Below are 23,076 nucleotides of genomic sequence, written 5' to 3'. Positions count from 1 at the left end.
TAGAACCCAAACTACCATGAAAACCCTCTCTTTAGCTATCGCGGGTTTAACCGCGCTCATAGCTCTCCCTTCCTATTCAGCCGAAATACCCAAACCGGGGAATGATATTGAGTTTATCAAAAAAGCAGCGCTGGGTGTAGACCAACATATCGCACAGTTCTACAGGCGTAAAAAGCTGCCGGTACCGGATGTGACGGATGATGCTACGTTCATGCGCCGGGCGTTTTTGGTTTCGATTGGAAGAATTCCCACAGCTGAAGAGGCCTTGGCTTTTCTTGAAATCGAAGACGATTCAAAGCGTGAGGAACTTGTAGCCTACTTGATGCAATCACCCGGATATTCGAGCCAAATGACGAATTGGGCGTTTGATTTACTCCGCCTTCGCGATAGCAATAATCAAAGCAATTTCGACTCTTACCGGAACTGGATTCGTCAGGCAATGAAGGATAATATGGCATGGGATGAATTCGTTTCCGCGTTGGTAGGTACCTCCGGAAATGGTTGGAATCCAGAGACTGCTTCAGTGGGTTACTACACGATCGATAGAGGGATGCCGTTGGACAATCTGGCGAATACAATGCGGATCTTTCTAGGTTCGAATATGGAATGCGCACAATGTCACGATGACCCGTTCGAAGAAACCGAACGCATGGATTTCTACAATTTGGCGGCATTCACAGAAGGGCAGGAGCCGGTGAATGCGGACGCATTCAACAAAATTTACCGCGAGTATTTCAGCAATCGACTAGAGGACAGGGAGGGGTACAAGCTTGTTAAATTTATCAGGGATGAGGTCTATTCTTTATCTCTCAGCGGAGGAGGGGCTGGCCGGATTAAGCTTCCGGGAGACTATCAGTACCGGGATGGAAGCCCCGGAGAGTTCGTAGGAGGTAAAACTCCATTCGGTAAGTCTATCCGAACTTCTGACCGTAGGGATGAAGGGGGTTCCAGAATATTGTTCGCGGAATGGATTACCGCGCAAACCGGTCCGCAATTTCCCGGAGTAATTTCAAATCGGATGTGGGAGCGAATCATGGGGAAAGGAATTTACGAACCGGTCGATGAGTATGTTCATGCTGAAAAAACGGTTTATCCGGAACTCACAAAATACGTAACGAAGCTGATGGTAGATCTCGATTACGATCTCCGCGCCTTCCAGCACGTTCTAATGCTGACCAAAACCTTCCAATTTGCCACGAATCCCAATCCTTCAACACTAGCAGGTGGAGATGATTTTCACGGTCGGAAAATCGAACGTCTTGCGGCCGAGCAGATTTGGGATTCGTTGATTACGCTTGCAGATGGCGATCCTGACAAAAAACCCATCAGGTCTCTCGATACACGTATTCCCGTCGCAAAGGGCACAGCCTACGGCTCCAAAATGGATATGATCGAATTTTCGAAAGAAATTTTGGCATTGGAGACCGAGAAGGAGGTCCGGGCATTTTTCTATGATTTTGAAGCGCAAGTGAGGAGTGGTGGAAAAGGGAACAAGAACAAGAAGAGGGATGAAAATATGGATATGATGTCCATGAGTGGATCAACAGGAACAACCTACAGGAGGGATGATCCTGTTCGCGCCTCCGAGCTACCATCGCCAGCCCCAACGGATCATCTACTTTATGTGTTTGGTGCATCCGGCAGGGAAGTCGTGGAGGGAGCCAGCCTAGAGCCGAATGTAGGCCAGATCCTAGCGATGATGAATGGCTTCGTACAGCGTCAGTTGGTGAATAACAGTGGAGCTCACCTCTATGATAGCCTGGAAGGTGCAAGCACCGACGAAGAGAAAATCAGGAGATTATATGTAGCGATTTTGAGCCGCACCCCTAACGAAGAAGAAATGGGTTGGATGATGGAAGAAGTAGCAGCCGAAGGTGATGAAGGATTCCGCAATATCGTCTCAGCACTGGTGATGTCGTCTGAATTTCTCTTCCTCCAATAAAATTAACTTCAAAAAAACCACGATGAAACAATTTCTTAACAAAACAGACGAGCCGACCCGCCGTCAATTCATGTTGAACGCAGCTCGGGCTTACCTGGGAGTGCACCTATTCCCTATGCTTGGCCCTACAATTGCCAGTGCCGCAGCGGAAGGCGCATCGAAGGGATCCAAGGCCAAACACGTTATCTACCTCTATATGTCCGGGGGAATGAGCCATCTGGACACATTCGACCCGAAAGAGAACAAAGACGTAATGGGCCCGACCAAAGCCGTCATGGGCAAGGGTGAGATTGCAGTCAGCAACTACATGCCCAAGACCGCAGCTGTTACCGACAAGATGTGTATCCTGAGTTCCTTGAACTCGACACAGGGAGCGCATGAGCAAGGCGCTTACGTGATGCACACAAGCTATAACCAGCGGGGAACAATCACCCATCCTTCTCTAGGTTCCTGGGTTCTCAAGCTTGGAGGAAAACTCCACCCGGAACTACCCGGATATGTTGCCATTAATACTCCTGCCAGCCAAAGTGGCGGTGGATTTTTCGGTGCGAAATTCTCGGCCGCTCCTATTGGCAAACCGGAATCCGGACTGCAGGACTCGGTAAAGCCGGGTGAAGTTTCGGAGGAATCTTTCGAGAGACGGCTCTCCCTTGCCGATAAGCTGAACAAGCAGTTTCACTCCCGTTACCAGAATACGGATGTGAAGTCCTACGAAGATCTCTACAAGGACGCTGTCAGATTGATGAATTCCGAAGATCTCAAAGCATTCGACCTCAGTGAGGAGGATTCGGAAACCCGGGAAATGTATGGTAAGGGCAACTTCGCCCAGGGATGTCTTCTGGCCAGACGTTTGGTCGAAAGTAAGGTGCGTTTCGTGGAAGTCCAGCTAGGTGGATGGGATACGCACTTCGACAACTTTACAGCGGTGGAAGGTCGCTGCCAGGAGTTTGACCAGGCGTATGCTGCATTGCTTACAGATCTGGAAAAACGCGGGATGCTCCAGGATACTCTGGTGGTAGTCGCTACGGAATTCGGTCGTACGCCGGATATCAAGGTCAATGACAACAACGGCCGTGGTCACTATCCGGCCGCATTCAGCTGTGTCCTTGCCGGTGGTGGAGTAAAGGGAGGGCAAAGGTATGGATCTACCGATGCAACTGGTAAGAAAATCGTCGAGAACAGAATGTCAGTTCAGGATTTCAACGCGACAATCGGATACGCCCTCGGCTTACCGCACGATCTTGTTCTGATGTCTCCGAGTAAGCGTCCGTTCAAGCTTGCTGATAAAGGTTCGCCAGTGACATCAATTTTTGGATAGGGTGTCGCGACGACTCAGTTGCCTAAATAACCTACTCAGCAAAAATGAAATTATCTTTCCGATTTATCGCCTTAATTTTAGTTGGTCTCCTCCTCAATTCATGCGGCCTTCCAATGGCCCTGGCCCGGAGTGCGGCAAATGTGACGAACACAGCAATGTCAGTTGCCGGATACTGAGGAATTCAGATCAGTTTCAATTCTCTCGATGTTTCCGAGATCTGGCTGATGTTCAGCCAGATGGTGTCCTTGGGCATTAATCCGGGGAAAAGATTTGCCCATTCGCAGATCAAGATTCCGCTTTCGTCCAAATATTCATCCCATCCTAGGTTGATTAATTCCTCCTCTGATTTCATGCGGTAAAAATCGAAATGGAACACCGGGAGTCTTCCGTCCCGGTATTCGTTCACGATACTGAATGTGGGACTGCTTACTGTAGCATTCGAATCGATTTCCCGGATAAATCCTTTCGACCAGTGTGTTTTACCTGCGCCTAGATCCCCTATGAGGGCAAATACGCTTCCGGATATAGCCTGCGAGGCGAACCTTGCGCCGCACTCCGACATTTCATGTGGAGAATTGAGAATTTCAGGGGTCATGGATTTTTTGTGAAACTAGTGAGTTCTGCACGAACATCTCCAATAAATACAGACGCACGGATCTCTAGCGGAATTCGATCCACATCGTCACTTAGCCAAAGGGTTACTGGCTTTTTAAGCTTTTTGTAGGTCCGGAGTTCATTAGTTCCGGTGTCGATTTTACGCATTGAGAAGCTCAAACGAATCGCATCTTTTCCCATATGCTTTTCCTTAGCTTCAGAACGGACCTTCAGAATATATGGGCTTTTGAAAGGGAGGATCAGGAGCACGTGCTCTTCGCCCGGGAGGAGCCTTTGGCTACGTATGTGAAGGAGTGCGGAGAATACGTCACGTGCCGGCCCATATGGAAACAGGAGGGAATGGGTGCTCACTTTCCCAGTATCGTTGTCCTTTGATATTTCTGAAACCTTGGCTGAGTGGGCAGTGTAGCGGTTTTGCGTTACGATGGTTTCCTCCGAGTCCTTTTCAGTGGAATGAAAATATTGTGAGCGAAGTGTGGAGGGATCTAGTTCCGACCAGTAGCTATGCAAATATGGATAGATGGCTGATGCCGCACCAAGACTGGAACCGTTTGATTTTACGACCAGTGAGCCTTTTTTATTCTCTCCGGCGGGGGCGATCTGGATATCGAGCTTCCCGGCTTTCAACATACCCTTCCAGCTGAGGGTGAACTCCATCGTGGAAGGCTGTAGTATCGGGTGCGGTCCTTTGTTCTGTGAGGTAAGTGTCGCCTCCCACGCTGGAGCTGAGAACCCTGTGGAGGGAATCAGTAGCAGACTGAGTAAAAATAATCTTAGCATGGAACTTGGACGGTAATGTTGAAATTTGATTCAGTTTCTCGTTCCTGAATCATACCGTACATCCTCTCATACGCTAATCTTCCGGCAAATAGACCGGACTGGCCCTGGGTGGCAATACTCCGCCATTGTAGTCCGGTTCGAAAAACATCGGATCTCTTTCCTGGGTAGGAAGGGGCCTAAACGATTCCGAATGGGTATCAATCTGAAACTGCATCTTCATGATATCGCGATTCGTTTCCGCGAGTTGATTTACCAAGGTATCCCGTTCTTTCCTTATTTCCTTCAGCTCACCATACATTGTGAGCACAGCCGCCTCCAGCTCTGTAGAGCTTTCATTGGTTTCAGCTGGAATCATTGCAAGTTGTTTTCCAAAACTTGGCGCTGAAGGCATCGGAGAATTCTGAGGTAATTCTACAGGTTCTGAAACGGGCACTAGTTTCATATCCAACGTTGCGGGATAGGTCGCGATGAACTGTTCCACCGACCAGAAATGGCTTATTCCCGCAGCCATGAATGCTGCAAGTAGTGTGCCACAGAGAATTGGAGTATTAGGGCTCATTGATCGGCTGGCGTTTGTGCTGGTTCTTCGTCTGGTGCAGGCAGCGAGGCTAAAAGAAGATGAAGATCGGACAACGCATTGCTGAGTTGCTTGGAGTCCTCGTCCAGCTGGGTGATCGATCTGCTGAGGATCGCATCCACTGTCTCGGTCTGGCTGTAACCCTCTTTGTTATTGAACCCCGGCTCAAGGATAGAGAAATGATTCTGGCCATCGGAAACAGGAACCAGAACGTGTGGCGGAATTTCCAAAGTAATTTTTTTCCCCGGCTGTAATTCTACAACTTCCTTAAAAGTGGGTGCATCCGGTGATTTGATTAAGATCCAATCCTGAGGGGTGTTCGCGAGTGGTTTTGCCGGAAAAGGGGCTTTGAGCGTGACCTTGCTGGGGTCGATTGTGCCATCTCCCTTGGTCAGCGGTTTCACGCGGATCGTTAGTCCATCTTCTATCGGCGGAGCTATTTGGAGGGCTGGCTCCGGACCGGCGAGTTCCTCGGGCTGCTTTCCGCTTACCAGAATTGGTTTGATTTCCGGCGGTAATTCAGTGGTGACCTGCTTCTCAGTTATCTTCTGTGGGGCTTGTTTCGTAGCAGGAGCAGTTGGTTCAAAAACGACGACCACTTCATTAGGTTCCTTATTTCCACTTGCCCGCTTACTATTGAATTCTTCGATAGCCTTCTGAACGTCTTCGGAAATCTCCGACTTCTCGAGATTCTGTCCGTGTGCGGTGGCTAAAGTTAGCAATACAAACGGGAGAAATTTGATAGAATTTGTTTTCATTCGTTCGGTTTGCGCAGCTTGATAGAATTTGAAGTATCACCGTTATTATTTGGTGAGAACTGATCTTTCTGGTTTGTTGGCAGGGAAGGACTGTCGACCCGCAGGGCTTGTGAGGGAATGGATTTTTCCAGAAGTGCATTCCATTCATTGCGGAGTTGGTTTCCCTGGTCCCGAAGAGCTCGGACGTTTTCCTGATACAGCGAGAGTCTGTCCAGTAGGATGCGTGCTTCTGCCGCTTCCTGCTGCGACCATCTGAGATTCCTGCTTTGGTAGAGGACCGGGACATCAATCACGATCCTATTCACCTCTCCGCCTGGGCTGGAGGCATCCAAAGCATGTTGCACACGAATATTTGTCTCCTCGAAGTCGGAGGCGGAAGGGGAGGCCGGGGTATCCGAGCCTGAACGGTTACCCTGGTTTGCCTCATTTTCCCCCGGCAGCCCATCCAGGCTTGGGGCTAATTCGTTTTCCACAGGTTGGACTGTGGCGGCATCTACAGTGGAGTTCGTTTGACCCTCGTCGAATAGTGAAGGCGAAGGACCTGCAAGAATCACGGGTTTGGTTATATAGGCCAAACAGAAGGTTGCAGCCACCGCGGTGCTGGCAAACAGGAGCCAAGGATAGACTCTCTGGACAGGACACGCCGCAACTTTCCGGTTAGAGGTGGAGTATCCTCCAGTTTTCGACTGAAGGGGGATACCGGGAATGGGTTTCGATATTTCCTTTGGTTTATCGGGTGAGGGGAGCTCTTTCATTAATTCTTGGCTGTATCAGCTTCTTTGGGAGTTGCTGCAACGGCATGGCTGACAATAGTTTGGTCAGAAACACCAGGAAAGGTGGTAAGTGTGAAAGATTCTTTCGAAAGCCTGAGATGACGTAGGATGCCACCATTGCAAGAGGATGCCTGGATGCCAGGAATTACCTCAAGCGCGCCTGAACTAGAGCGTTGCCTGGCAATACCATCAGATCGATAAATCTCATAACTGGCATAAGAATCCTCTTGGTCTTCTGCAAAAAGCCGTATGGTTATCCCATCGGTATAGGCATGAAAGATCATTGTTTTGATGGGGGTAGGCACTTTTTCGGCCCCTGTCAGCTTATAGTGGGCGTTTAGGAGATAATCTCCGACGTGACGAAACTCACCTGCGCGTGCCATCGCGAAGGCAGTGAGAAAGTAAATAATGACTGCTGCAGATTTCATTCTCCCACATCCCAGAGTAAATCAGTGCTGCTGCCGGATGGGTCATAAACTCCCCCAGATCCATCAACGACGGTCGGGGGCGAAACACTAGGATCAATAGTGAAGATTGCACCATCCAGGGATTTAACCGTAGGTAACTCTGTCGCGCGGTTAGCTAGGTATGGGATTACATCGGCTGCGGTGATGTCCTCAACCAAAACTGTCGGGTTATCGGACAAGAACATACGCTGAGCGGAGTATACAAAGCGGAGGTCTTCTGCTGCCGCACGACCAAGCTGCCACTTCCCGTATTGGCCGGAAACACCAAGACCTACGCCAACCAAAGTTAATAACACCAGGATCACAACTGTCATTTCGACAAGAGTGAAGCCTTTGGCAGGCGAAGACATTTTCATTGCTTTTTAGTTAGCGTATATAAAACACCTTGAAAAGAATGAAATCAATGTTTCCGAAGCTCTTCCGATTAAGTGTTCTTGAACAGTATCTTCCCATCGCGGCCGTCCGCATTCAATCGAAGGAGGGCTTCCTTAAAATTGGATAGTTTAAATGTGGAGTCGATTTTTTGAATTAAAGATCCATTTGTCACTTGTTCTGCGAGTTGGTCGTAAACTCTCTTCAGGTCTTGTGGAGATGCGCTATCCATCCATTTTGTAACCCAAAGTCCCCTGATACGAAGGTCGCCGAAAATAAGTGGACCATTGGGGATAGTGAGTGGTTTCAAACCCATCGCCCCGTAGGTTATATGTGTTCCTCCGGTTTTGAGTAGCTTGAGCAATCGCAGCGCACTATCACCGCCAACTGCGTTGAAGGCGAGAGATGCGGGCGCCTTTCCGTATTCGGAACGAGCCTGGTCTAGCCCCTCCGCACTGTCCGGGAGTACGATACTGGCACCGAGATTTAGCAGTTCCTGCTCGAGGCTGAGGTTTCGTAGAAAACAAATAGTGCGGATCCCCAGACTGGCCGCGACCTGGATTACACATTGCCCTACACCCGAATTAGATGCGTTGAGAACCACTGTATCGCCCTCTACGAGTTTCTCGAAATGTTGGAGAAGCAGCCAAGCGGTTGCGGGGTTCACCTTGAGCATTGATGCCTGACGTGGGTCAATATCAGAAGGAAGTTTTATCAAGTTATCCGCCGTCGTGATTGCATGGGAGGCCCATCCACCTACTTTTTTAAGCGGGATGACCATATCTCCTTCTATGAAATCCGAAGATTTACTGTCGATAACAGTGCCGGCGCATTCGATGCCTCCGGTAGCAGGGAGCTCGGGCTTGATGCCATAGGTTCCCTCAATGTAATTCAAGTCAGCCGGATTGATCGGGGCGGCGTTAATCGAGATAAGAACTTCACCATCCTGGAGTGATGGAAGTATGAAGTCTTCAAACTGGATTTTTTCCAGTGGCTTTCCGTGATTCTCAAAAATGAGTCTGCTTGCTTTCATGATAGGAGTGATTGTTTTTGTTTTGCAAATCACAGTATGCGCGGGTATCCCCACGGCGCAATGACTCGCACTTCCATTGAAACGATTATTAAAATTTTCCTCGTAGCCTTGATTCTGACGTTCATCTGGACGGTCGTCCAGGTGGTTGGAATGTTGGTCTAAGCAAGCGGGCTACCAATTCACCGGTAGCTCGATAATATTTCCGGCGTCTTCATATTTGATGAAGCCGTTCCGCATGCCGAACTCGTGTACAAAACGGGTGACCTTTACGTCGTAGGCACAATATTCGGCAATTTTACCGAGCGGTTCGTAATCTCCGGTTTTTTTATGCGCCTGCCACCAGCGGATGGCATCAAGTCCGTCTGCTGATTTTCCTGTGCCTAGAGAGGTAGATGCGACGTTATCCAGCTTCAGGAAGCGCCCCATGAGGGATTTAACGTCCAGCATCATGTCGAGATTCAGCGTTTGCTCGGCGAGGTCCTGAAGGACATAGGGCTGTAGGACCGGGTAATCGAAGCCCAGGTGATTCCAGCCGACCACCAGATCTGCTTTTAATAGAACGCTTGCCAGTGCATCCGCATCGTCTTCACCGAATATGACGTATTCGCCGGTTGCTGTGGAGTAGGTAACTGCGACTGATATACAGAGCTTTGCTTTGTTGGCAAAACCTCCGACGTCGCTGATGCTGCGTTGGGTTTCGAGGTCGAAGTAAACGATGTTCTTTTCAGGCACGCAGCGAGGATGGAGGGAGATCGAAACGGGTCCAAGTGATAAGCTGCTATTTAGCCGCTTTTTTCACCTTTGCGTGAGCTGAAATTAGAGCTCTTCGCCCGCGATTACGTCTTCAAGTGTCTGGCGTTTCCGGACAACCTTCGCTTCGCCGCCCTGAACTAGAATTTCAGCAGGGAAGGGACGGGTGTTGTAATTGGAGGCCATGACAAAGCCGTAGGCCCCGGCAGACATGAGGGCGATATTCTCGCCTGGCTGGAAGTCCGGGAGCTCGCGGTTTTGGCAGAAGAAGTCGCCGCTTTCGCAGATGGGACCAACCACATCCACTTTGAGGCGATCCGATGTTTTAGGCTCCGTCAGTGGGACAATTTCATGGTGTCCTTCGTATAGGGCAGGGCGAATGAGATCATTCATGCCTGCGTCCACGATCTTGAAGGTCTTCGCAGAGCCTTTCTTCTCATAGAGACACCGCGTGATGAGCACTCCAGCATTACCTGCAATGTATCGACCGGGTTCGAGAAGAATTTTAAGGCCGAGATCTTTCAATCGTGGAACCAGTTCCTCTCCATATTTTTCGATGGTGAGAGGTCGTTCGGACTCGGATTTGGAGGCCCACCATTCAGGGGAGCCGGAAGCGAGGGTATCCTCGTAGACGATTCCGATTCCACCACCGATGGACCAGAATTCGATTCCGTGCTTCTCCTTGAGGCTTGTAACAAGCGGGATGACTTTTTCAACTGCCTCAATGAAAGGGTCGATTGAGGTAAGCTGGGATCCAATGTGCATCTGAAGACCACGAAGCTTGATGTTCGGGAGTTCTGCTGCAGCACGTTCATAAAGGTCGGCAATAGCACCGAAATCCACACCGAACTTATTCTCGGATTTTCCAGTGGAGATATATTTGTGGGTCTTCGCGTCGACGTTTGGATTTACGCGGACGGCGGCGGGAGCAATCTTTCCGAGCTCTCCGGCCACTTGGTTGAGGTAACGAAGTTCCTCTTCGCTTTCCACATTGAAAGAATAGATGCCTTGCTCGAGAGCGTAGACAATTTCCTCACGGGTTTTACCTACACCGGCGAATGTGCAATGTGCCGGGTCTCCACCTGCCTTAATAACGCGAAAGAGTTCTCCACCTGAAACGATGTCGAATCCTGCGCCTTTGGAAGCCAGAAGCCTGAGGACAGAGAGGTTTGAATTTGCTTTTACCGCGTAGGCGATCTCATGGGATACGCCGGAAAGAGCAGAATCAAGTCTTGAGAAGTGATCTACGAGCGTGCTCCCCGAATATACATACAGGGGCGTGCCGTGTTCCTCTGCAAGTGATTGCAGGGAAACATTTTCGCAGAAAAGCTCTCCGTTTCGGTAGGAAAAGCCGTGCATTGCGGTTCGTTACTTAACGATTCCGGCTTTCTTGAGTGTGACGTAAGCACCATTCTTATTGATGGTCTTAAGCGCACGGCAAGTAAGCTTGATGCGTACAAACTTTCCAAGTTCCGGAACCCAGATGCGTTTGCTCTGAAGGTTAGGGGAAACTGAACGTTTCACGACTTTGGTGACGTGACGGCCGATACCGCCCTTTTTCTTGGCCAAGCCTGAACGATGAATCTTGCCGCCGGAGCGGACGCGGGTGCCTCTGATACTACAAATACGTGCCATAATGAAAATTGGTTTGCGGGAGGCGGAGAATGCCTAGGGATTCGAACCCGTCAAGACGAAACGGAGCTAAATGTTCAATTTAATGTGCGGGATTCCTGTTTTCCTCACGATTTCAAGACGATGGCCGCGGTAAGCTTCATGTCGTGAAACTCAGGAGGGGAGGCGATTAGTCAGCGCGACGTTTATCGAGCCACTTGGTGACGTCTTCGAAAATTTTGTCCCTCTTCTCATCATACATAAGAAGGTGATAGGCACCGGGGTAATTCTTGTAGGTTACCGGGACGTCCGATGGGATGCGGGCAGTGAATCCCCGCATGTCTGAATCGTTGTTAAAGTAGTCATTATCTCCGTGGAGAACCAAAACCGGAATTTCAAGCTGGGCAGCGCAGCTGTTCATTCCGTCGATCAGCTCCGCCAAGGTGCCCAAGAGGCGAAGGGTGTGCTTTTCGATGTTGTAGTCGTTGGTCTTTGACTGGTCCCCGTGGTTGGACTCCTGGGTCATCTGTACGTCTTGTGGGCCGGCTAGTGCTTCGAGTGGAACCCTTGCCAGTGGGAGTGTGGTTGCCGCCGCACGGACAAGTGCGATCTTCCATGGTTCCACATCGTCCTTGAAGCGGACGATGGGGGAGGAAAGGACCAAAGCGTCACAAGGGGGATTGCCGGCCGGTGCTTTGGTGATTGCATGGCTTGCAATCAGCGAGCCCATACTTTCACCATACCAGATGATTTTAGCGTCCGGATGTCGCTTTTTCACCAATTGGGTGAAGGCATCGAGATCGTTATACCACTGCTCGGGGTTGCCTATATCGCCGCGGCGGGCGTATTTGGGATCCCTGCCTTGTCCGCGAACTTCGTAGGCATACAGGGCGGTTTTCGGCTGATTTTTCAGAAAATATTTCCCGAGGTTATCGTAGTCGACCGAGGCTCCGCAGAATCCGTGAATCCCGATCACAACGACGTCCTTCTTCGTTATTTTAGAACGCCAGCTTCTATAGCCGAAAGTTTCATACTCTCTGGGGCTAGCGTCGCTTTTGCCAGCCAGAGCATATGGCGTGGAGCAGCCACTGGCGGCAATGCTGCAAATAATGGCCGCTGTAAATATTTTCAGGAAACGTCCCACGTGGTCGAATATGATTCGTACCACTCTGAATAGCAACTCATTAGGCTGAATCAGGAGCGAGTTTAACAGTGGCTTTACATTGATTTTACAAGGGAAGGGGCCTTTTTGAGTTCCAATTCCGAGCTAAGGGATGTCTTATGTATTTGTAGAAATTAAATTTCATAATGAAAATTATATCCCGCCTTGCTACTCTTTTATTTGTTCTTTCCGGTGTGGTGGAGGCCACCCCTAGATTAATAGTTTCAACGGCTTCGCTGGTTCCTGAGTCAGAAATCGACGTGGTCTTCGATCATCCCATGGTGGGAGATGATTTACTGGGAAAAGTAGTCGAGAATGACCTTGTGGATGTTCAGCCTGCACTGCCGGCGAAGCTTTTCTGGAAATTACCAACGGTTGCTGAATTGAAGCTGGATGGAATTCCGGCTATCGGAACGAAGTATGAATTCTCAGTTAGGTCTGGTGCCGGGTATCTCGATGGGAGCGAAGTGGAGATCGGAAAATTTGCAAGTGTTTCAACGGAAGGTTTCCGGCTGATGAATGCGAGGATTCCAAACCGCTGGAGTAGTGATTATTCACCGGTGACCGGTGAGTGGTTGATCGTCTTCAATGACGACGTGGATATCTCCGCTATTTCGGGCTTTTTCTCATTTTCCTCCGAAAAAAACCAAAGGGTTGCACCGAAGGTCAGGTATGCGACGGCAAAGCAGGCAGGCTATTACAGGACCAGCTATATTACGTGGTCGAATCGGCTGGATCCCGAGAAGCAGAGAAAAAAGGTAGGAGATGACAGTGAGTTGAGGAATATCATCATGGTTTCTCCGAATTCACCACTTCCGGTAGCTGATAAATGGGAGCTTCAGGTTCTTAAGGGAATGCCGAATGGGGATGGCAATGCTTCCCTTGCTGAGGATAGGAGTTACCAAATCGGTAAGGTGGAGGACTTTAAGGTCGCGTCAGTTAACGGTCAGGTTTCGGTGGGTTCTCCCCGAAGAATTGCACTGGGTTTTAACCGTGTTCTACCTGAGACGCTACCGCTGGATTTTGTTTTGGTTTCACCTGAGGTGGAGAATTTAAGCATCGAGTCTTTGGGGAAGGTTCTCTATTTGGCGGGAGATCTTAGTGAGCACGATACGTACACGGTCGTGCTTTCTAAAAATATCGAATCGATCGATGGTGAGACGCTTAGGAATCCGGGTAGTTCCTCCGTTAAGTTCATCCGTTTGACTCCAGAGCTAGCTCTTCCCTCCGAGGATGAAGCTCAGTTGGCGAAGGGTTTGCGCAAATATGCGATTAGCACGGTGAATCTCTCGGAGGTTCAGATTCGCATCAAGAAATTATCCGGAGAGGGCGTTGTCAGAACGTATCAAGGTTATCGGAACTATACCGGCCGCGGCCCGAACTGGGACTCGATCGAAAACATCTCAGCACTTCCCTATGCGATGGTGCCGGGTGAAACGGTTTTCGAAAAAACGATCAAAACTGGTATTTCGATCGATGACGGGAAAACGCTGGAATTGAATTGGGATGACCTGCTTCCGGCAGACACCGGGGCGGCAGCTGTGTTCATCGATGTAGTAGGAATACCGCATCCGGACGCGAAGGAAACCTCCCGTAGAAATGTTCAAGCGATCGTGCAGCTAACGGATATCGGGCTTGCCTGGAAATTTACGGATAAATCGGCGCTGCTTTTTGCCTTTTCCTGCGACACGGGCAAACCACTGCCGGGAGTGAAAATCTCAACCTACGGTGAAGACGCGAAACTTTTGACTGAGGTGCTCACTGATGAGAGCGGCTTGGTAAAAATCCCGCGTGGCGGGAATGTCAGGCATCTGCAGGCGAACCTGGGAAGCGACTCATACACCGTCGCGTTCGATAAAACGATTGATCAGGTGGGCTTGTGGCACTTTCCAGTTCGCTATTCGTGGATGAAGGATCTGCCTGAAATGCGCAGGGCATTCCTCTTTACTGATCGCTCGGTTTACCGACCTGGTGAGGTTGTCCGGATCAAGGGGATCGTTCGCGATCAGCTGGGAAATGAGATAGCCCACTCCGAGAAGGTTCCGGCCCGGGTGGTGATTCTTGATCCAAAGGAGAAGGAGATCGTAACCCAGGCAGTGGAGCTCTCCGCGCTCGGCTCGTTTGATTTCAGCTTCACTCTACCTGAAGCCACAACGGGGGATCATGTAATACGGCTCGAATTTCCAGATGACATGAAATTGGCCGAAGGAACGGAAGATTGGGAAATGCAATCGGCGTTGCAGCGGAGTGCTTCATTTGAGCTACCATTGAAGGTGGAGGAGTTCCGTAGAAACGCTTTCGAAGTTCTACAGTCGGTTGGAGAAACAGAGGTAGGAGCTTCCGAGGTTACCGTGGATCTTACGGCAAGGTACTATCAGGGACAGCCAGTAGCGGCAGGTCAGGCAAAGACTTTTACGGAAATTACATCAATCAACCCATATCCTGAACGCTACAGGGATTTCCTGTTCGGGAATCACAAGGTGAATGACTGGAGATATTGGTACAACTATTTCGGCTACAGGAACCGCGATGACGACGATAATATCGCCCGGACTTCCTTGAGTTCCGATCAGGTGCTTTCCAAGGATGGACTTGCCGAGGTTTCGGTGAGCATTCCGCAGAGTGAGTTTCCTACTGCTCAGAATGTAAGTATCGGCACGGAAGTAACGGATGCGAACAATCAGACCCTTACCGCAAAGTCATCGGTGGTGGTTCACCCTGCTTCGCTCTATGCCGGGATCTCGCGGATTGACCGTCTGCTCAGAGTCGGCGAGGAGGCTCCGTTCCGCTTCGTGGTGACTGATACAAAAGGTCAACCAGCGAAAGCTGATACTTCATTGACTGTGACCCTCAGCCGCGAGGTTCACACCACGACCAAAACCAAAAACGAAAAGGGTGAGACGATTACCGAGAGTGAGCCTAGTGAGGAGGAGCTCTCCACCGTGGAGTTAGTGGTAACCGGCGAGGAATCTGCGAAGGAGGGCTTTGCGTATAAGATTACTCCCGAGCACGACGGGCTGCATTTCCTAACGGTGAAGGGGAGAGACCCCGAGGGGCGTGAGTTTGCGACAGTCACCAGATTCCATGTATACGGGGCTAGCGAGTATCCCTGGCAATACGAAGATGGCTTGCGGATTAAACTCGTTTCCGAGCAAAAATCCTACAAGGCCGGAGATACGGCGCGCATTCTTGTGCTTTCTCCGATTGAAGGAACGGCTCTCGTTACTGTGGAGCGGGAGGATGTGCTCAGCTCCTACCTAACTGAGCTGAAAGCAGATAATCCGGTTATTGAAATTCCCATTACAGATGAGCATGCGCCGAATGCGTATGTTTCCATCCTGATTGTAAAAGGGTCGTCTGAATCCGGTCGGGAGATCAAGGCTCCCCAGCTTCGTCTGGGTTTCTGCGAACTGACTGTGGAGAATCAACGTGATCGACTTGCTGTCGTGATCGATGAACCCGCCGAAAGTTATCGCCCGGGGACTGAGGTGGAGCTCTCTGGTTCTGTGAATTCTTCGGATGGGAAGCCGGCGGAGGGAGCGGAGGTTACCTTTTACGCAGTGGATGAAGGCACTCTTTCCGTGATGGGGTATGATACTCCTGATCCAATGGCCTTCTTTTACGATCCTAGAAAACTCTCGGTGGATTCGGGAACCTCCTTTCATGACTTTATTTCGGAAGATCCCGAAATGCGATATTTCCACAACAAGGGCTTCTTCATCGGAGGCGGTGGGGACCTGAGTAAACTAGCCGAAATGCGGAAGAATTTCGATCCATGTGCAGCGTGGGCACCGGCGATCATTACGGATGCCGAAGGCAAGTTTACCCATCAATTCAAGCTGCCGGATACACTGACAAGGTATCGGGTTATTGCGGTTGCACATCATAAGGGCGCATCCTTTGGTCATTCGGAATCCTCAATCATTGCAAAGAAACCGCTGATGCTCGAGCCGAAGCTACCGCGCTTTGCCAATGAGGGAGATGAACTGGATACACAGGTTCTGGTCCAGAATGCTTCGGATCATACTGCTACCTGGGAGATTTCCTGTTCTACCGGAGATGGCGATAAAACACCGATTGCAAGTCTCACCGGCACGCCTTCCCAGACTGTGAGACTAGCTCCGGATGAGTCGGCAACTCTGGTTTTCCCCATCCGCGTAAATAGCACAGGTGCGGTAACAATCTCGTTCCGGGCGACTCCGCTTTCTCTCGGAAAAGGCGACCTGACACCTGATTTGAAATCCTCTCTTTCGGATGCGGTGGAAGGCACATTTGAAGCAGAATACCCGATGCCACTGCTCAAGCAGGTCACAGCGCTGCGGCTGACCAGCGGAGCCACAACCGACATGCTTGAACTACTTTCAGAAAATCTGGCGAATGCCACCGGTAAGGTAGAGCTGGAGATAGCCACCTCTCCGCTGGTGGAGATTTCATCTTCAGTGGATTATTTGCTGCGCTACCCATATGGCTGTGCGGAGCAGACCAGTTCATCGATGATGCCATGGTTGGCTGTAAAAAATCTGCGCCCCTTTGTTCCCGCACTTTCCAAGAAAACGGATAAGGAGGTGACCAAAGCGATCAATGCCGGTGTGGGGCGTCTACTTTCCATGCAGCAAAATGATGGTTCCTTCGGCTACTGGCCGGGCGATACTACCACCAATGACTGGGTGACGCCGTATGCGGGGATGGTTCTCACACTTGCTTCTAGAAACGGTGGAAGCGTCCCTCCCTCCGCTCTGGAAAGCCTCAGCCAATATCTCATCAAATCCCTCCGTGGGGCTGGCGAGGCGAAGACTTCCTACGAACTCGAGAACTACGCCAGATCGCTTTACACATTGGCCCTACTTGGAAAAGCGCAGGCGCCATATCATGCCCTGATGGCGGAAAAACTTCCTTTCATGAGCGATAGTGCTCGAGCGCTGCTGGCTGCTTCAATCGCCATCAGCTCGGAAGGTCGTCCGAAGGTTCTGGAATTCGCATCCCAGGTTTTGAACACCGACGTTTCATACAAACCTCTTGAAAATGGAGGATATTGGATGCCGGGCAATGAATCCGGAGCGTCTCGTCTGATCGCGGAGCTTGCCATCAATCCTGATTCCGATTCCGCCCACAAGACACTTGATAAACTGCTCAATGATCGCAATCCGTATGGCCATTGGCGCAGCACCTGGATGAACGGCTGGGGATTGCTGGCAATTTCCGAATACGCCTCACATCTCAGTCAGGAGCATGCCGAGACGAAACTGGTTCTGGAAACGATTGACGGTGAACAACGCTTCAGCCTTACGAAAGATCAGCCAGCACAAGCGATTAGCGTAGATCTCACTCCCGGTGCTGTTCTGAAAATCAGCAGCGATACGGGGGCTTATGTAAGGATGAATGTTGCCGCTAAACCGGCCATCGCCCCACTGGCGCCGGTTGCTAAAAATGGACTCTCGATTGATCGATTTTACGAGAAGGTTCTGGCCAGTGGTCAGGTAGAGGTCTTGAAAAAGCCATCTCCGGGAGATCTTATCCGCGTAACCTTGCGGGTGACCTTACCGGAGGACGATAGCCGCTATGTGGTAGTGGACGATCCATTGCCATCGATTTTCGAGACGGTAAACTCTGATTTTGCCTCGCAGAGTAGTGCGCAAGGCGTCCGCACCAGCGAGCAGGATTGGCAAATCTCTCACTCCGAGCTTCGCTCCGAGAGGGCTGTATTTTTCCTGGATCGGGTTTGGAAGAGTGGAACCTATGAAATTACCTATCTGGCCCGTTGCACGATTGCAGGTGATGCCGTGGCACCTCCTGCGAAAGTTGAGTCCATGTATAATCCTGAAAATTTCGCTCTATCTGCCTCACAAGTTTTCGAGGCCCGTAAGTAGAAATTGGGAATGCCGGGGAACAGTTGAGTCCGGTGGTGCTCCGCATTCTCGGTGCTTGCGCTGGGAGGTGGGGCCTTTTAGAAAGGTGAAGCGATTATGGCAGGGGAATATACGGAAGATGACATCAAGTCACTGGATTGGAGAGAGCACATTCGGTTGCGGCCGGGTATGTATATCGGAAAACTGGGTGACGGGTCATCACCGGATGATGGTATCTACATTCTTCTCAAGGAAGCGGTGGATAACTCGATTGATGAACACATCATGGGCCACGGCAAGGAGGTGCGGATCAATATCGATGAAGAAGGCCGGGTGGAGGTCAGGGATTTCGGCCGCGGTATTCCTCTCGGGAAATTGTTTGATTGCGCAGCCCAGATCAATACTGGCGCGAAGTATGACAGCGAGGCTTTCAAGAAATCAGTTGGCCTGAACGGGGTAGGCATTAAGGCTGTTAACGCGCTTGCTTCGTTTTTCGAGATTCAAGCGTGGCGTGATGGAGAGACGAAGGCGCTTGAATTCTCTAGGGGAGAGCTAGTGGTGGATATGAAGAATCCGCGTAAGGATCCCGGCTTGAACGGCACCAGACTGGCCTTTGACATGGACCGTGGGATTTTCCCGCAGAAGACAAAATTCCGCGATCCGATCGTGGAGAAAATGTGCCGCTATTACTCCTACCTGAATCCGGCGCTTACGATTCATTTCAACGGGAAGAAATTCCGCTCCAAGGACGGGCTGCTGGATCTCCTGCGCGAAGAAATGGAGTCCGAGGCACTCTACCCACCGATTCATTTGGTAGGCGATGACATTGAAATCGCGTTTACCCATTGTCCTGAAAGCAGCGAGGACTATTACACTTTCGTAAACGGCCAGAACACTTCCCAGGGCGGCACGCACCTCGCTGCTTTCCGTGAGGCTCTGGTGCAGGTGATCCGTGGTTTTTATAAAAAACAATATGATCCTAGTGATATTCGAGCGGGAATCGAGGCGGCGATCTGCGTGCGGATCATTGAGCCTGTGTTCGAATCCCAGACAAAAACCAAACTAGGATCGTCCGCAATCGTCCCTGAGGGTGAGTCTCTGAGAAGCTTTATCGGGAATTTCCTGAAATCGTCTTTGGATAACTACCTGCATAAAAATCCGCAGACTGCGGAGGCAATCCAGAAGCGTATCCTCCTCGCTGAGCGTGAGCGGAAGGATATGAAGGGCATCCAGAAGATGGCACGAGAGCGGGCGCGTCAGGCGAAGGTTCACAACAAAAAGCTTCGTGATTGTCGGGTGAAGTTCGACTCGAAGCACAAGCGGCGGGAAGAAAGCACCTTGTTTATCACCGAGGGTGATTCCGCTTCGGGTTCGATCACGAAAAGCCGGGATGTTGAGACACAGGCGGTATTTTCCCTGCGAGGAAAGCCGCTGAATACCTATTCGCTTGCCCGGAAAATCGTCTATGAAAATGAGGAATTTGCGTTGTTGCAAGCTGCTCTGAACATTGAGGACGGGATCGAATCACTGCGTTACAACAAGGTAGTGATTGCGACGGATGCGGACGTGGATGGAATGCATATCCGCCTGCTTTTACTGACATTTTTCCTCCAGTTTTTCCCGGAAATGATTCGGGACGGGCATCTGCATATTCTTCAAACGCCATTGTTCCGGGTAAGGAACAAGAAGGATACGATCTATTGCTACGATGATAATGAGCGTGCGAAAGCGCTTCAGAAGCTCGGTAAAAATGCTGAAATTACACGGTTCAAAGGACTTGGTGAAATTTCTCCGGATGAGTTCAAGTTCATGATTGGTCCCGATATGCGTCTGGACCCTGTGGAATATGAAGAGGGCAAGGGAGTCAAAGAGCTTCTGGCTTTCTACATGGGGAAAAACACTCCAAGCCGCCAGGAGTTCATCATCGAGAATCTGCGGGAGGATGTGGACCGTCAGGTAGCCTGATTTCCACTTTCGGTATTTATCACCTCGGCTATTTGGCGGTCGGCGTGATCTTGCACGGCAGTCGCTTACTATTCCGAAGTACTTCGAAGGTCGTTACCTCGCCTGGCACCGCGTAGAAGAATGCGTTTACGGCATCTGGATAGCGCTCGATTGGAAATGAGCCGGCTTTTACTAGAATGTCACTTTCCATGAGGCCCGCCTTTGCCGCAGGCGAGTCCGGTAGAACGCGCTGAATGCGTGGCACGCTGGATTCGGTGGAAAGAGATAGGCCCAGATACCCGCGGACGAATTTGCGGTGTCTGGAGATATCTTGCTGAACGCGGTGAACTGCCTGGGTAGGGATAACGTAAGCTGAGTTCCCAGAGCTTTGTTTAAAGAGGATGCCTATAATCTGTGAGCTCGAATCGAGTAGGGGTGTCCCCGGGCCGGGAACTGTGCCACTGAACGAAACGGAGAGTAGGGAGAGTGGTAAGACTTTCTTGTGGATCTCGGTGATCCAGCAATCAAACGTGCAGGGGAGGGGGCCGTTAGGGGTAATGGCCGTCAGGTTTTGGGTGGAAGCACCGTCAAAACTTTTCTTCCAGACGATTCCCTTGGAAAGTGCTGCTGAGGGGTTTTCGAAAAAATAGAGTTTCGTGATGGGATCGTGGCCAACGAATGAGAGGGTTCTGAAATTTTTACTATCCAGCCATGCTGCTTTGGTCAGCTGTGAGGATTCGTTATATACGGAAACGATCAGGTTCCTGTCCGGTGAGCTGATGGCAGTGGCCTGCGTTCCCGTAGGAAGGAACTTTAGTAATGCGGTTGCAGGTTCTGCCGAAATTGGGCAGCAGAGAATGGTTGTGAATGTCAGGAAAACGGCCGGTGCAAGACGCAAACGGTTGGAGACCTGCCTTTTCGGGCGGTAGGGGGAAATCATCGCTGGGGCGAAAATTATTTAGAACACTTGTTCGCCAGCGGTTCCTTCCGAGGAAGGATCGAGGTCCAACTGTTCCAACTGCTCATAGGTAGGAGCAGGGACAACCTGGTGATTTACCGGAGCGCTTGGCATTTGCTCAACCTCGGCAGTGCGGGGAATGAGAAAGAATGCGACTGTAGCAGTGGCGTAGGCAAGGCCTGCACCGTATGCCCATTTGGAAGGGCTGACTTCGGAAAACCATGATTTCACGCTATCGAAGAACGCGGCTGGAGCAGACTTGGAAGCTGCTTCCGTGCGCTGATTGTGGTGGAATTCCCTGAGGAAGTCCTCCCAGTAGCCTTCCCCGGGGCGCAAATCGCTGCGCTGCGAGAGGAGTTGGCTAATTTGTTCTACCGAAGGTTTCATGGCGGTTGATGATTAAGATTTACTAATTATCAGCGCCGTCCGCAAGATTTTTTAAAATCTTTCTTCCCAGGTCTCTTGGAGAGCTGATTGAAGTTGCAGATGCGCATAATGGAGTCTGGAGCGAATGGTCCCTACGGAGGCGTTCAGGATTTTTGCGATCTCTGCGTGAGACATGCCCTGAACGTCAAACAAGGTGACAACCATTCTGTGGGGTTCAGACAGCTTCATTATGGCTTCGTTCAATTTTATTTGGAGTTCATTGATATTCGATTGCCTCTCGGGGTTGGCGTTCGAGGTGGTATCAATGAGTGCCGGATCTTGTTGGATGGCTTCTTCCAGCTCGTTGATGCTGCTGGTGACCCGCTTTTTTCTCTTCTTGAGGAAGTTCAGGGTGCGGTTGGTGGCGATCTGGTAGATCCAGGTGTAGAAGGTGGATTTCCCCTGAAATTTAGGGAGGGACTGATAGGCCTTGGCGAAGATTTCCTGTAGGAGATCGTGGGTATCCTCCTTGTGTGAGGTCATGCTGTAGACCAGTCCAAAAAGTTTATCACCATACTTCAGGATCAAGGCATCGAAAGCCCGTGTATCGCCGTCTTTGGCGCGGGAGACGAGGTCTTGGTCAGGGTCAAGTGGACGTGACTGACGGAACATGTAAGGGGGGGATGCGGGTGAAGCAGTCCAAGCAGTTTGCATAACTGCTGGATTGAGGGAACTCTAAACTTGTGCCCGCACAACGAATTGGTGGATGCGCGGTAGGCCGGTAAATGGGTGATCTAGGGAGTTAGGATCTGAATTTCTCGTAGGCTGTGACGATATGCTCAACGATCGGGTGGCGGACGATGTCAGTGGCGGCAAAGCGGGTGAAAGAGATGCCGTTGATGTTTTTTAGTGCGTGTTCGGCTTCGTGGAGGCCGGAAGGGATGTTGTGTTTCAGATCGATCTGGGAGGAATCACCGGTGATGACAATTTTCGACTGCTCACCGAGGCGGGTGAGTGTCATGAACATCTGCTCGCGGGTGGTGTTTTGGGCTTCATCCAGAATGACGAAGGCGCGGGAGAGTGTGCGTCCGCGCATGTATGCGAGGGGGGCGATTTCGATGATCTGTTCTTCGAGGTAGCGCTGTGCTTCTTCGGGATCCAGCATGTCATTGATCGCGTCATAAAGAGGGCGGAGGTATGGGGCTACTTTTTCCTTAAGATCACCGGGGAGAAATCCGAGGGCTTCTCCAGCCTCAACTGCGGGGCGGGTGAGAATGATGCGCTGGATTTCACGTTTTTTCAACATGTGAAGTCCCACGGCCATGGCGAGATAGGTTTTGCCGGTGCCGGCGGGACCGAGGCCGAAGGAGACGTCGTTGTCTTGGATGGCCTTGACGTAAGCGAGCTGGTTGGGCGTGCGGGGTGAGACTGTTTTCCGGCTTTTTGAGCCTACCAGCTTGATGGTCGAAAGGGAATTGAGCGGGATTTCTCCTGATTTTTTCGCAATGTCGACAGCGAGGTGGAAATCACGTTCGGTAATGTGGCGCCCGTTCCGCTGGGTTGTTTCGAGGTCCTGGAATACTTTTTCCGCTAAATTGGTGGCGAGCTCCGAGCCGTTGAAGGCGATCCAGCCGTCGCGGGTGACGACTTTCAATTCAAGTGCATCTTCCAGGTAGGTGAGATTCCGCCGATCATTGGCAATGAGACCTTGCAGAAACTGTGGAGTATCGAATTCGAGTTTTAGAGATGTGGGTTTCAAAATGGGATACGAACAATTGAGCTGCAAAGTGGCGCTTAGGCAACG

At 50.7% G+C, this 23,076-nt stretch carries 20 protein-coding genes; 4 read left to right on the top strand and 16 right to left on the bottom strand.

Annotated elements, in window-relative coordinates; genetic code table 11:
- The first annotated feature begins 16 nt into the window (after nucleotides 1–16).
- Both AAGA79_RS11545 and AAGA79_RS11540 read left to right on the top strand, forming a co-directional pair.
- Nucleotides 17–1,942 carry a DUF1549 domain-containing protein gene (locus AAGA79_RS11545; RefSeq protein WP_411825960.1) on the top strand — a complete coding sequence of 642 codons (1,926 nt, stop codon included), beginning with the start codon at nucleotides 17–19 and terminating at the stop codon, nucleotides 1,940–1,942.
- Between the two features lie 22 nt (nucleotides 1,943–1,964).
- Nucleotides 1,965–3,260, top strand: coding sequence for a DUF1501 domain-containing protein (locus AAGA79_RS11540; protein ID WP_411825959.1), 1,296 nt, complete (start codon nucleotides 1,965–1,967; stop codon nucleotides 3,258–3,260).
- A gap of 181 nt (nucleotides 3,261–3,441) precedes the next feature.
- On the opposite strand, the gene tsaE is transcribed toward AAGA79_RS11540, so the two are convergent.
- The 12 genes from tsaE to AAGA79_RS11480 all read right to left on the bottom strand — a co-directional run bounded on the left by tsaE (nucleotide 3,442) and on the right by AAGA79_RS11480 (nucleotide 12,164).
- Nucleotides 3,442–3,855, bottom strand: coding sequence for a tRNA (adenosine(37)-N6)-threonylcarbamoyltransferase complex ATPase subunit type 1 TsaE (gene tsaE / locus AAGA79_RS11535; RefSeq protein ID WP_411825958.1), 414 nt, complete (start codon nucleotides 3,853–3,855; stop codon nucleotides 3,442–3,444).
- Nucleotides 3,852–4,655 carry a DUF3108 domain-containing protein gene (locus tag AAGA79_RS11530; RefSeq protein ID WP_411825957.1) on the bottom strand — a complete coding sequence of 268 codons (804 nt, stop codon included), beginning with the start codon at nucleotides 4,653–4,655 and terminating at the stop codon, nucleotides 3,852–3,854. The genes tsaE and AAGA79_RS11530 overlap by 4 nt, the downstream gene beginning before the upstream one ends.
- A 73-nt stretch (nucleotides 4,656–4,728) precedes the next feature.
- Complete coding sequence (locus AAGA79_RS11525; protein WP_411825956.1) at nucleotides 4,729–5,214, bottom strand: hypothetical protein; 486 nt, start codon at nucleotides 5,212–5,214, stop codon at nucleotides 4,729–4,731.
- Complete coding sequence (locus tag AAGA79_RS11520) at nucleotides 5,211–5,990, bottom strand: hypothetical protein (RefSeq protein ID WP_411825955.1); 780 nt, start codon at nucleotides 5,988–5,990, stop codon at nucleotides 5,211–5,213. The genes AAGA79_RS11525 and AAGA79_RS11520 overlap by 4 nt, the downstream gene beginning before the upstream one ends.
- Nucleotides 5,987–6,745 carry a hypothetical protein gene (locus AAGA79_RS11515; protein WP_411825954.1) on the bottom strand — a complete coding sequence of 253 codons (759 nt, stop codon included), beginning with the start codon at nucleotides 6,743–6,745 and terminating at the stop codon, nucleotides 5,987–5,989. The genes AAGA79_RS11520 and AAGA79_RS11515 overlap by 4 nt, the downstream gene beginning before the upstream one ends.
- Nucleotides 6,745–7,191, bottom strand: coding sequence for a hypothetical protein (locus AAGA79_RS11510; protein ID WP_411825953.1), 447 nt, complete (start codon nucleotides 7,189–7,191; stop codon nucleotides 6,745–6,747). The genes AAGA79_RS11515 and AAGA79_RS11510 overlap by 1 nt, the downstream gene beginning before the upstream one ends.
- The gene (locus tag AAGA79_RS11505; protein WP_411825952.1) at nucleotides 7,188–7,586 is read right to left on the bottom strand and encodes a prepilin-type N-terminal cleavage/methylation domain-containing protein; all 399 of its coding nucleotides are present in this window, start codon (nucleotides 7,584–7,586) and stop codon (nucleotides 7,188–7,190) included. Before AAGA79_RS11505 ends, AAGA79_RS11510 begins: the two co-directional genes overlap by 4 nt.
- Nucleotides 7,587–7,654: 68 nt before the next feature.
- On the bottom strand, nucleotides 7,655–8,635 hold the full coding sequence (locus AAGA79_RS11500; protein WP_411825951.1) for an MDR family NADPH-dependent oxidoreductase: 981 nt from the start codon (nucleotides 8,633–8,635) through the stop codon (nucleotides 7,655–7,657).
- A gap of 171 nt (nucleotides 8,636–8,806) precedes the next feature.
- Nucleotides 8,807–9,367, bottom strand: coding sequence for a ribonuclease H-like domain-containing protein (locus AAGA79_RS11495; RefSeq protein ID WP_411825950.1), 561 nt, complete (start codon nucleotides 9,365–9,367; stop codon nucleotides 8,807–8,809).
- An 84-nt stretch (nucleotides 9,368–9,451) separates the two neighbouring features.
- Nucleotides 9,452–10,744: a diaminopimelate decarboxylase gene (gene lysA, locus AAGA79_RS11490; RefSeq protein WP_411825949.1), complete on the bottom strand. Its 1,293-nt coding sequence runs from the start codon at nucleotides 10,742–10,744 to the stop codon at nucleotides 9,452–9,454.
- Nucleotides 10,745–10,753: 9 nt separating this feature from the next.
- Entirely contained in the window at nucleotides 10,754–11,020 is a 267-nt protein-coding gene (locus tag AAGA79_RS11485; RefSeq protein WP_411825948.1) for a large ribosomal subunit protein bL28, read from the bottom strand.
- 166 nt (nucleotides 11,021–11,186) lie between these two features.
- Nucleotides 11,187–12,164 (bottom strand): alpha/beta fold hydrolase, encoded by a 978-nt coding sequence (locus tag AAGA79_RS11480; RefSeq protein ID WP_411825947.1) that lies wholly within the window; start codon nucleotides 12,162–12,164, stop codon nucleotides 11,187–11,189.
- 140 nt (nucleotides 12,165–12,304) lie between these two features.
- Between AAGA79_RS11480 and AAGA79_RS11475 the strand changes: the two genes are divergently transcribed.
- Nucleotides 12,305–18,025, top strand: coding sequence for an alpha-2-macroglobulin family protein (locus AAGA79_RS11475; protein ID WP_411825946.1), 5,721 nt, complete (start codon nucleotides 12,305–12,307; stop codon nucleotides 18,023–18,025).
- A gap of 96 nt (nucleotides 18,026–18,121) precedes the next feature.
- Nucleotides 18,122–19,969, top strand: coding sequence for a DNA topoisomerase IV subunit B (locus AAGA79_RS11470; RefSeq protein WP_411825945.1), 1,848 nt, complete (start codon nucleotides 18,122–18,124; stop codon nucleotides 19,967–19,969).
- Between the two features lie 28 nt (nucleotides 19,970–19,997).
- Here AAGA79_RS11470 and AAGA79_RS11465 read toward each other — a convergent pair whose 3' ends face one another.
- From AAGA79_RS11465 to AAGA79_RS11450, 4 genes are all read right to left on the bottom strand, one after another.
- Complete coding sequence (locus AAGA79_RS11465; RefSeq protein WP_411825944.1) at nucleotides 19,998–20,888, bottom strand: S1C family serine protease; 891 nt, start codon at nucleotides 20,886–20,888, stop codon at nucleotides 19,998–20,000.
- An 18-nt stretch (nucleotides 20,889–20,906) separates the two neighbouring features.
- A complete protein-coding gene (locus AAGA79_RS11460) occupies nucleotides 20,907–21,293 on the bottom strand; it encodes a hypothetical protein (RefSeq protein ID WP_411825943.1) in 387 nt (128 codons plus the stop codon).
- 51 nt (nucleotides 21,294–21,344) lie between these two features.
- Nucleotides 21,345–21,986, bottom strand: coding sequence for an RNA polymerase sigma factor (locus AAGA79_RS11455; RefSeq protein ID WP_411825942.1), 642 nt, complete (start codon nucleotides 21,984–21,986; stop codon nucleotides 21,345–21,347).
- A gap of 88 nt (nucleotides 21,987–22,074) precedes the next feature.
- Nucleotides 22,075–23,031 carry a PhoH family protein gene (locus tag AAGA79_RS11450; protein ID WP_411825941.1) on the bottom strand — a complete coding sequence of 319 codons (957 nt, stop codon included), beginning with the start codon at nucleotides 23,029–23,031 and terminating at the stop codon, nucleotides 22,075–22,077.
- Between the last annotated feature and the right edge of the window lie 45 nt (nucleotides 23,032–23,076).

Source organism: Luteolibacter sp. AS25 (assembly GCF_046736275.1).
Lineage (GTDB): Bacteria > Verrucomicrobiota > Verrucomicrobiia > Verrucomicrobiales > Akkermansiaceae > Luteolibacter.
The sequence above is the reverse complement of the archived record's forward strand: the minus strand, read 5'-3'. Positions and strand labels throughout refer to the sequence as shown.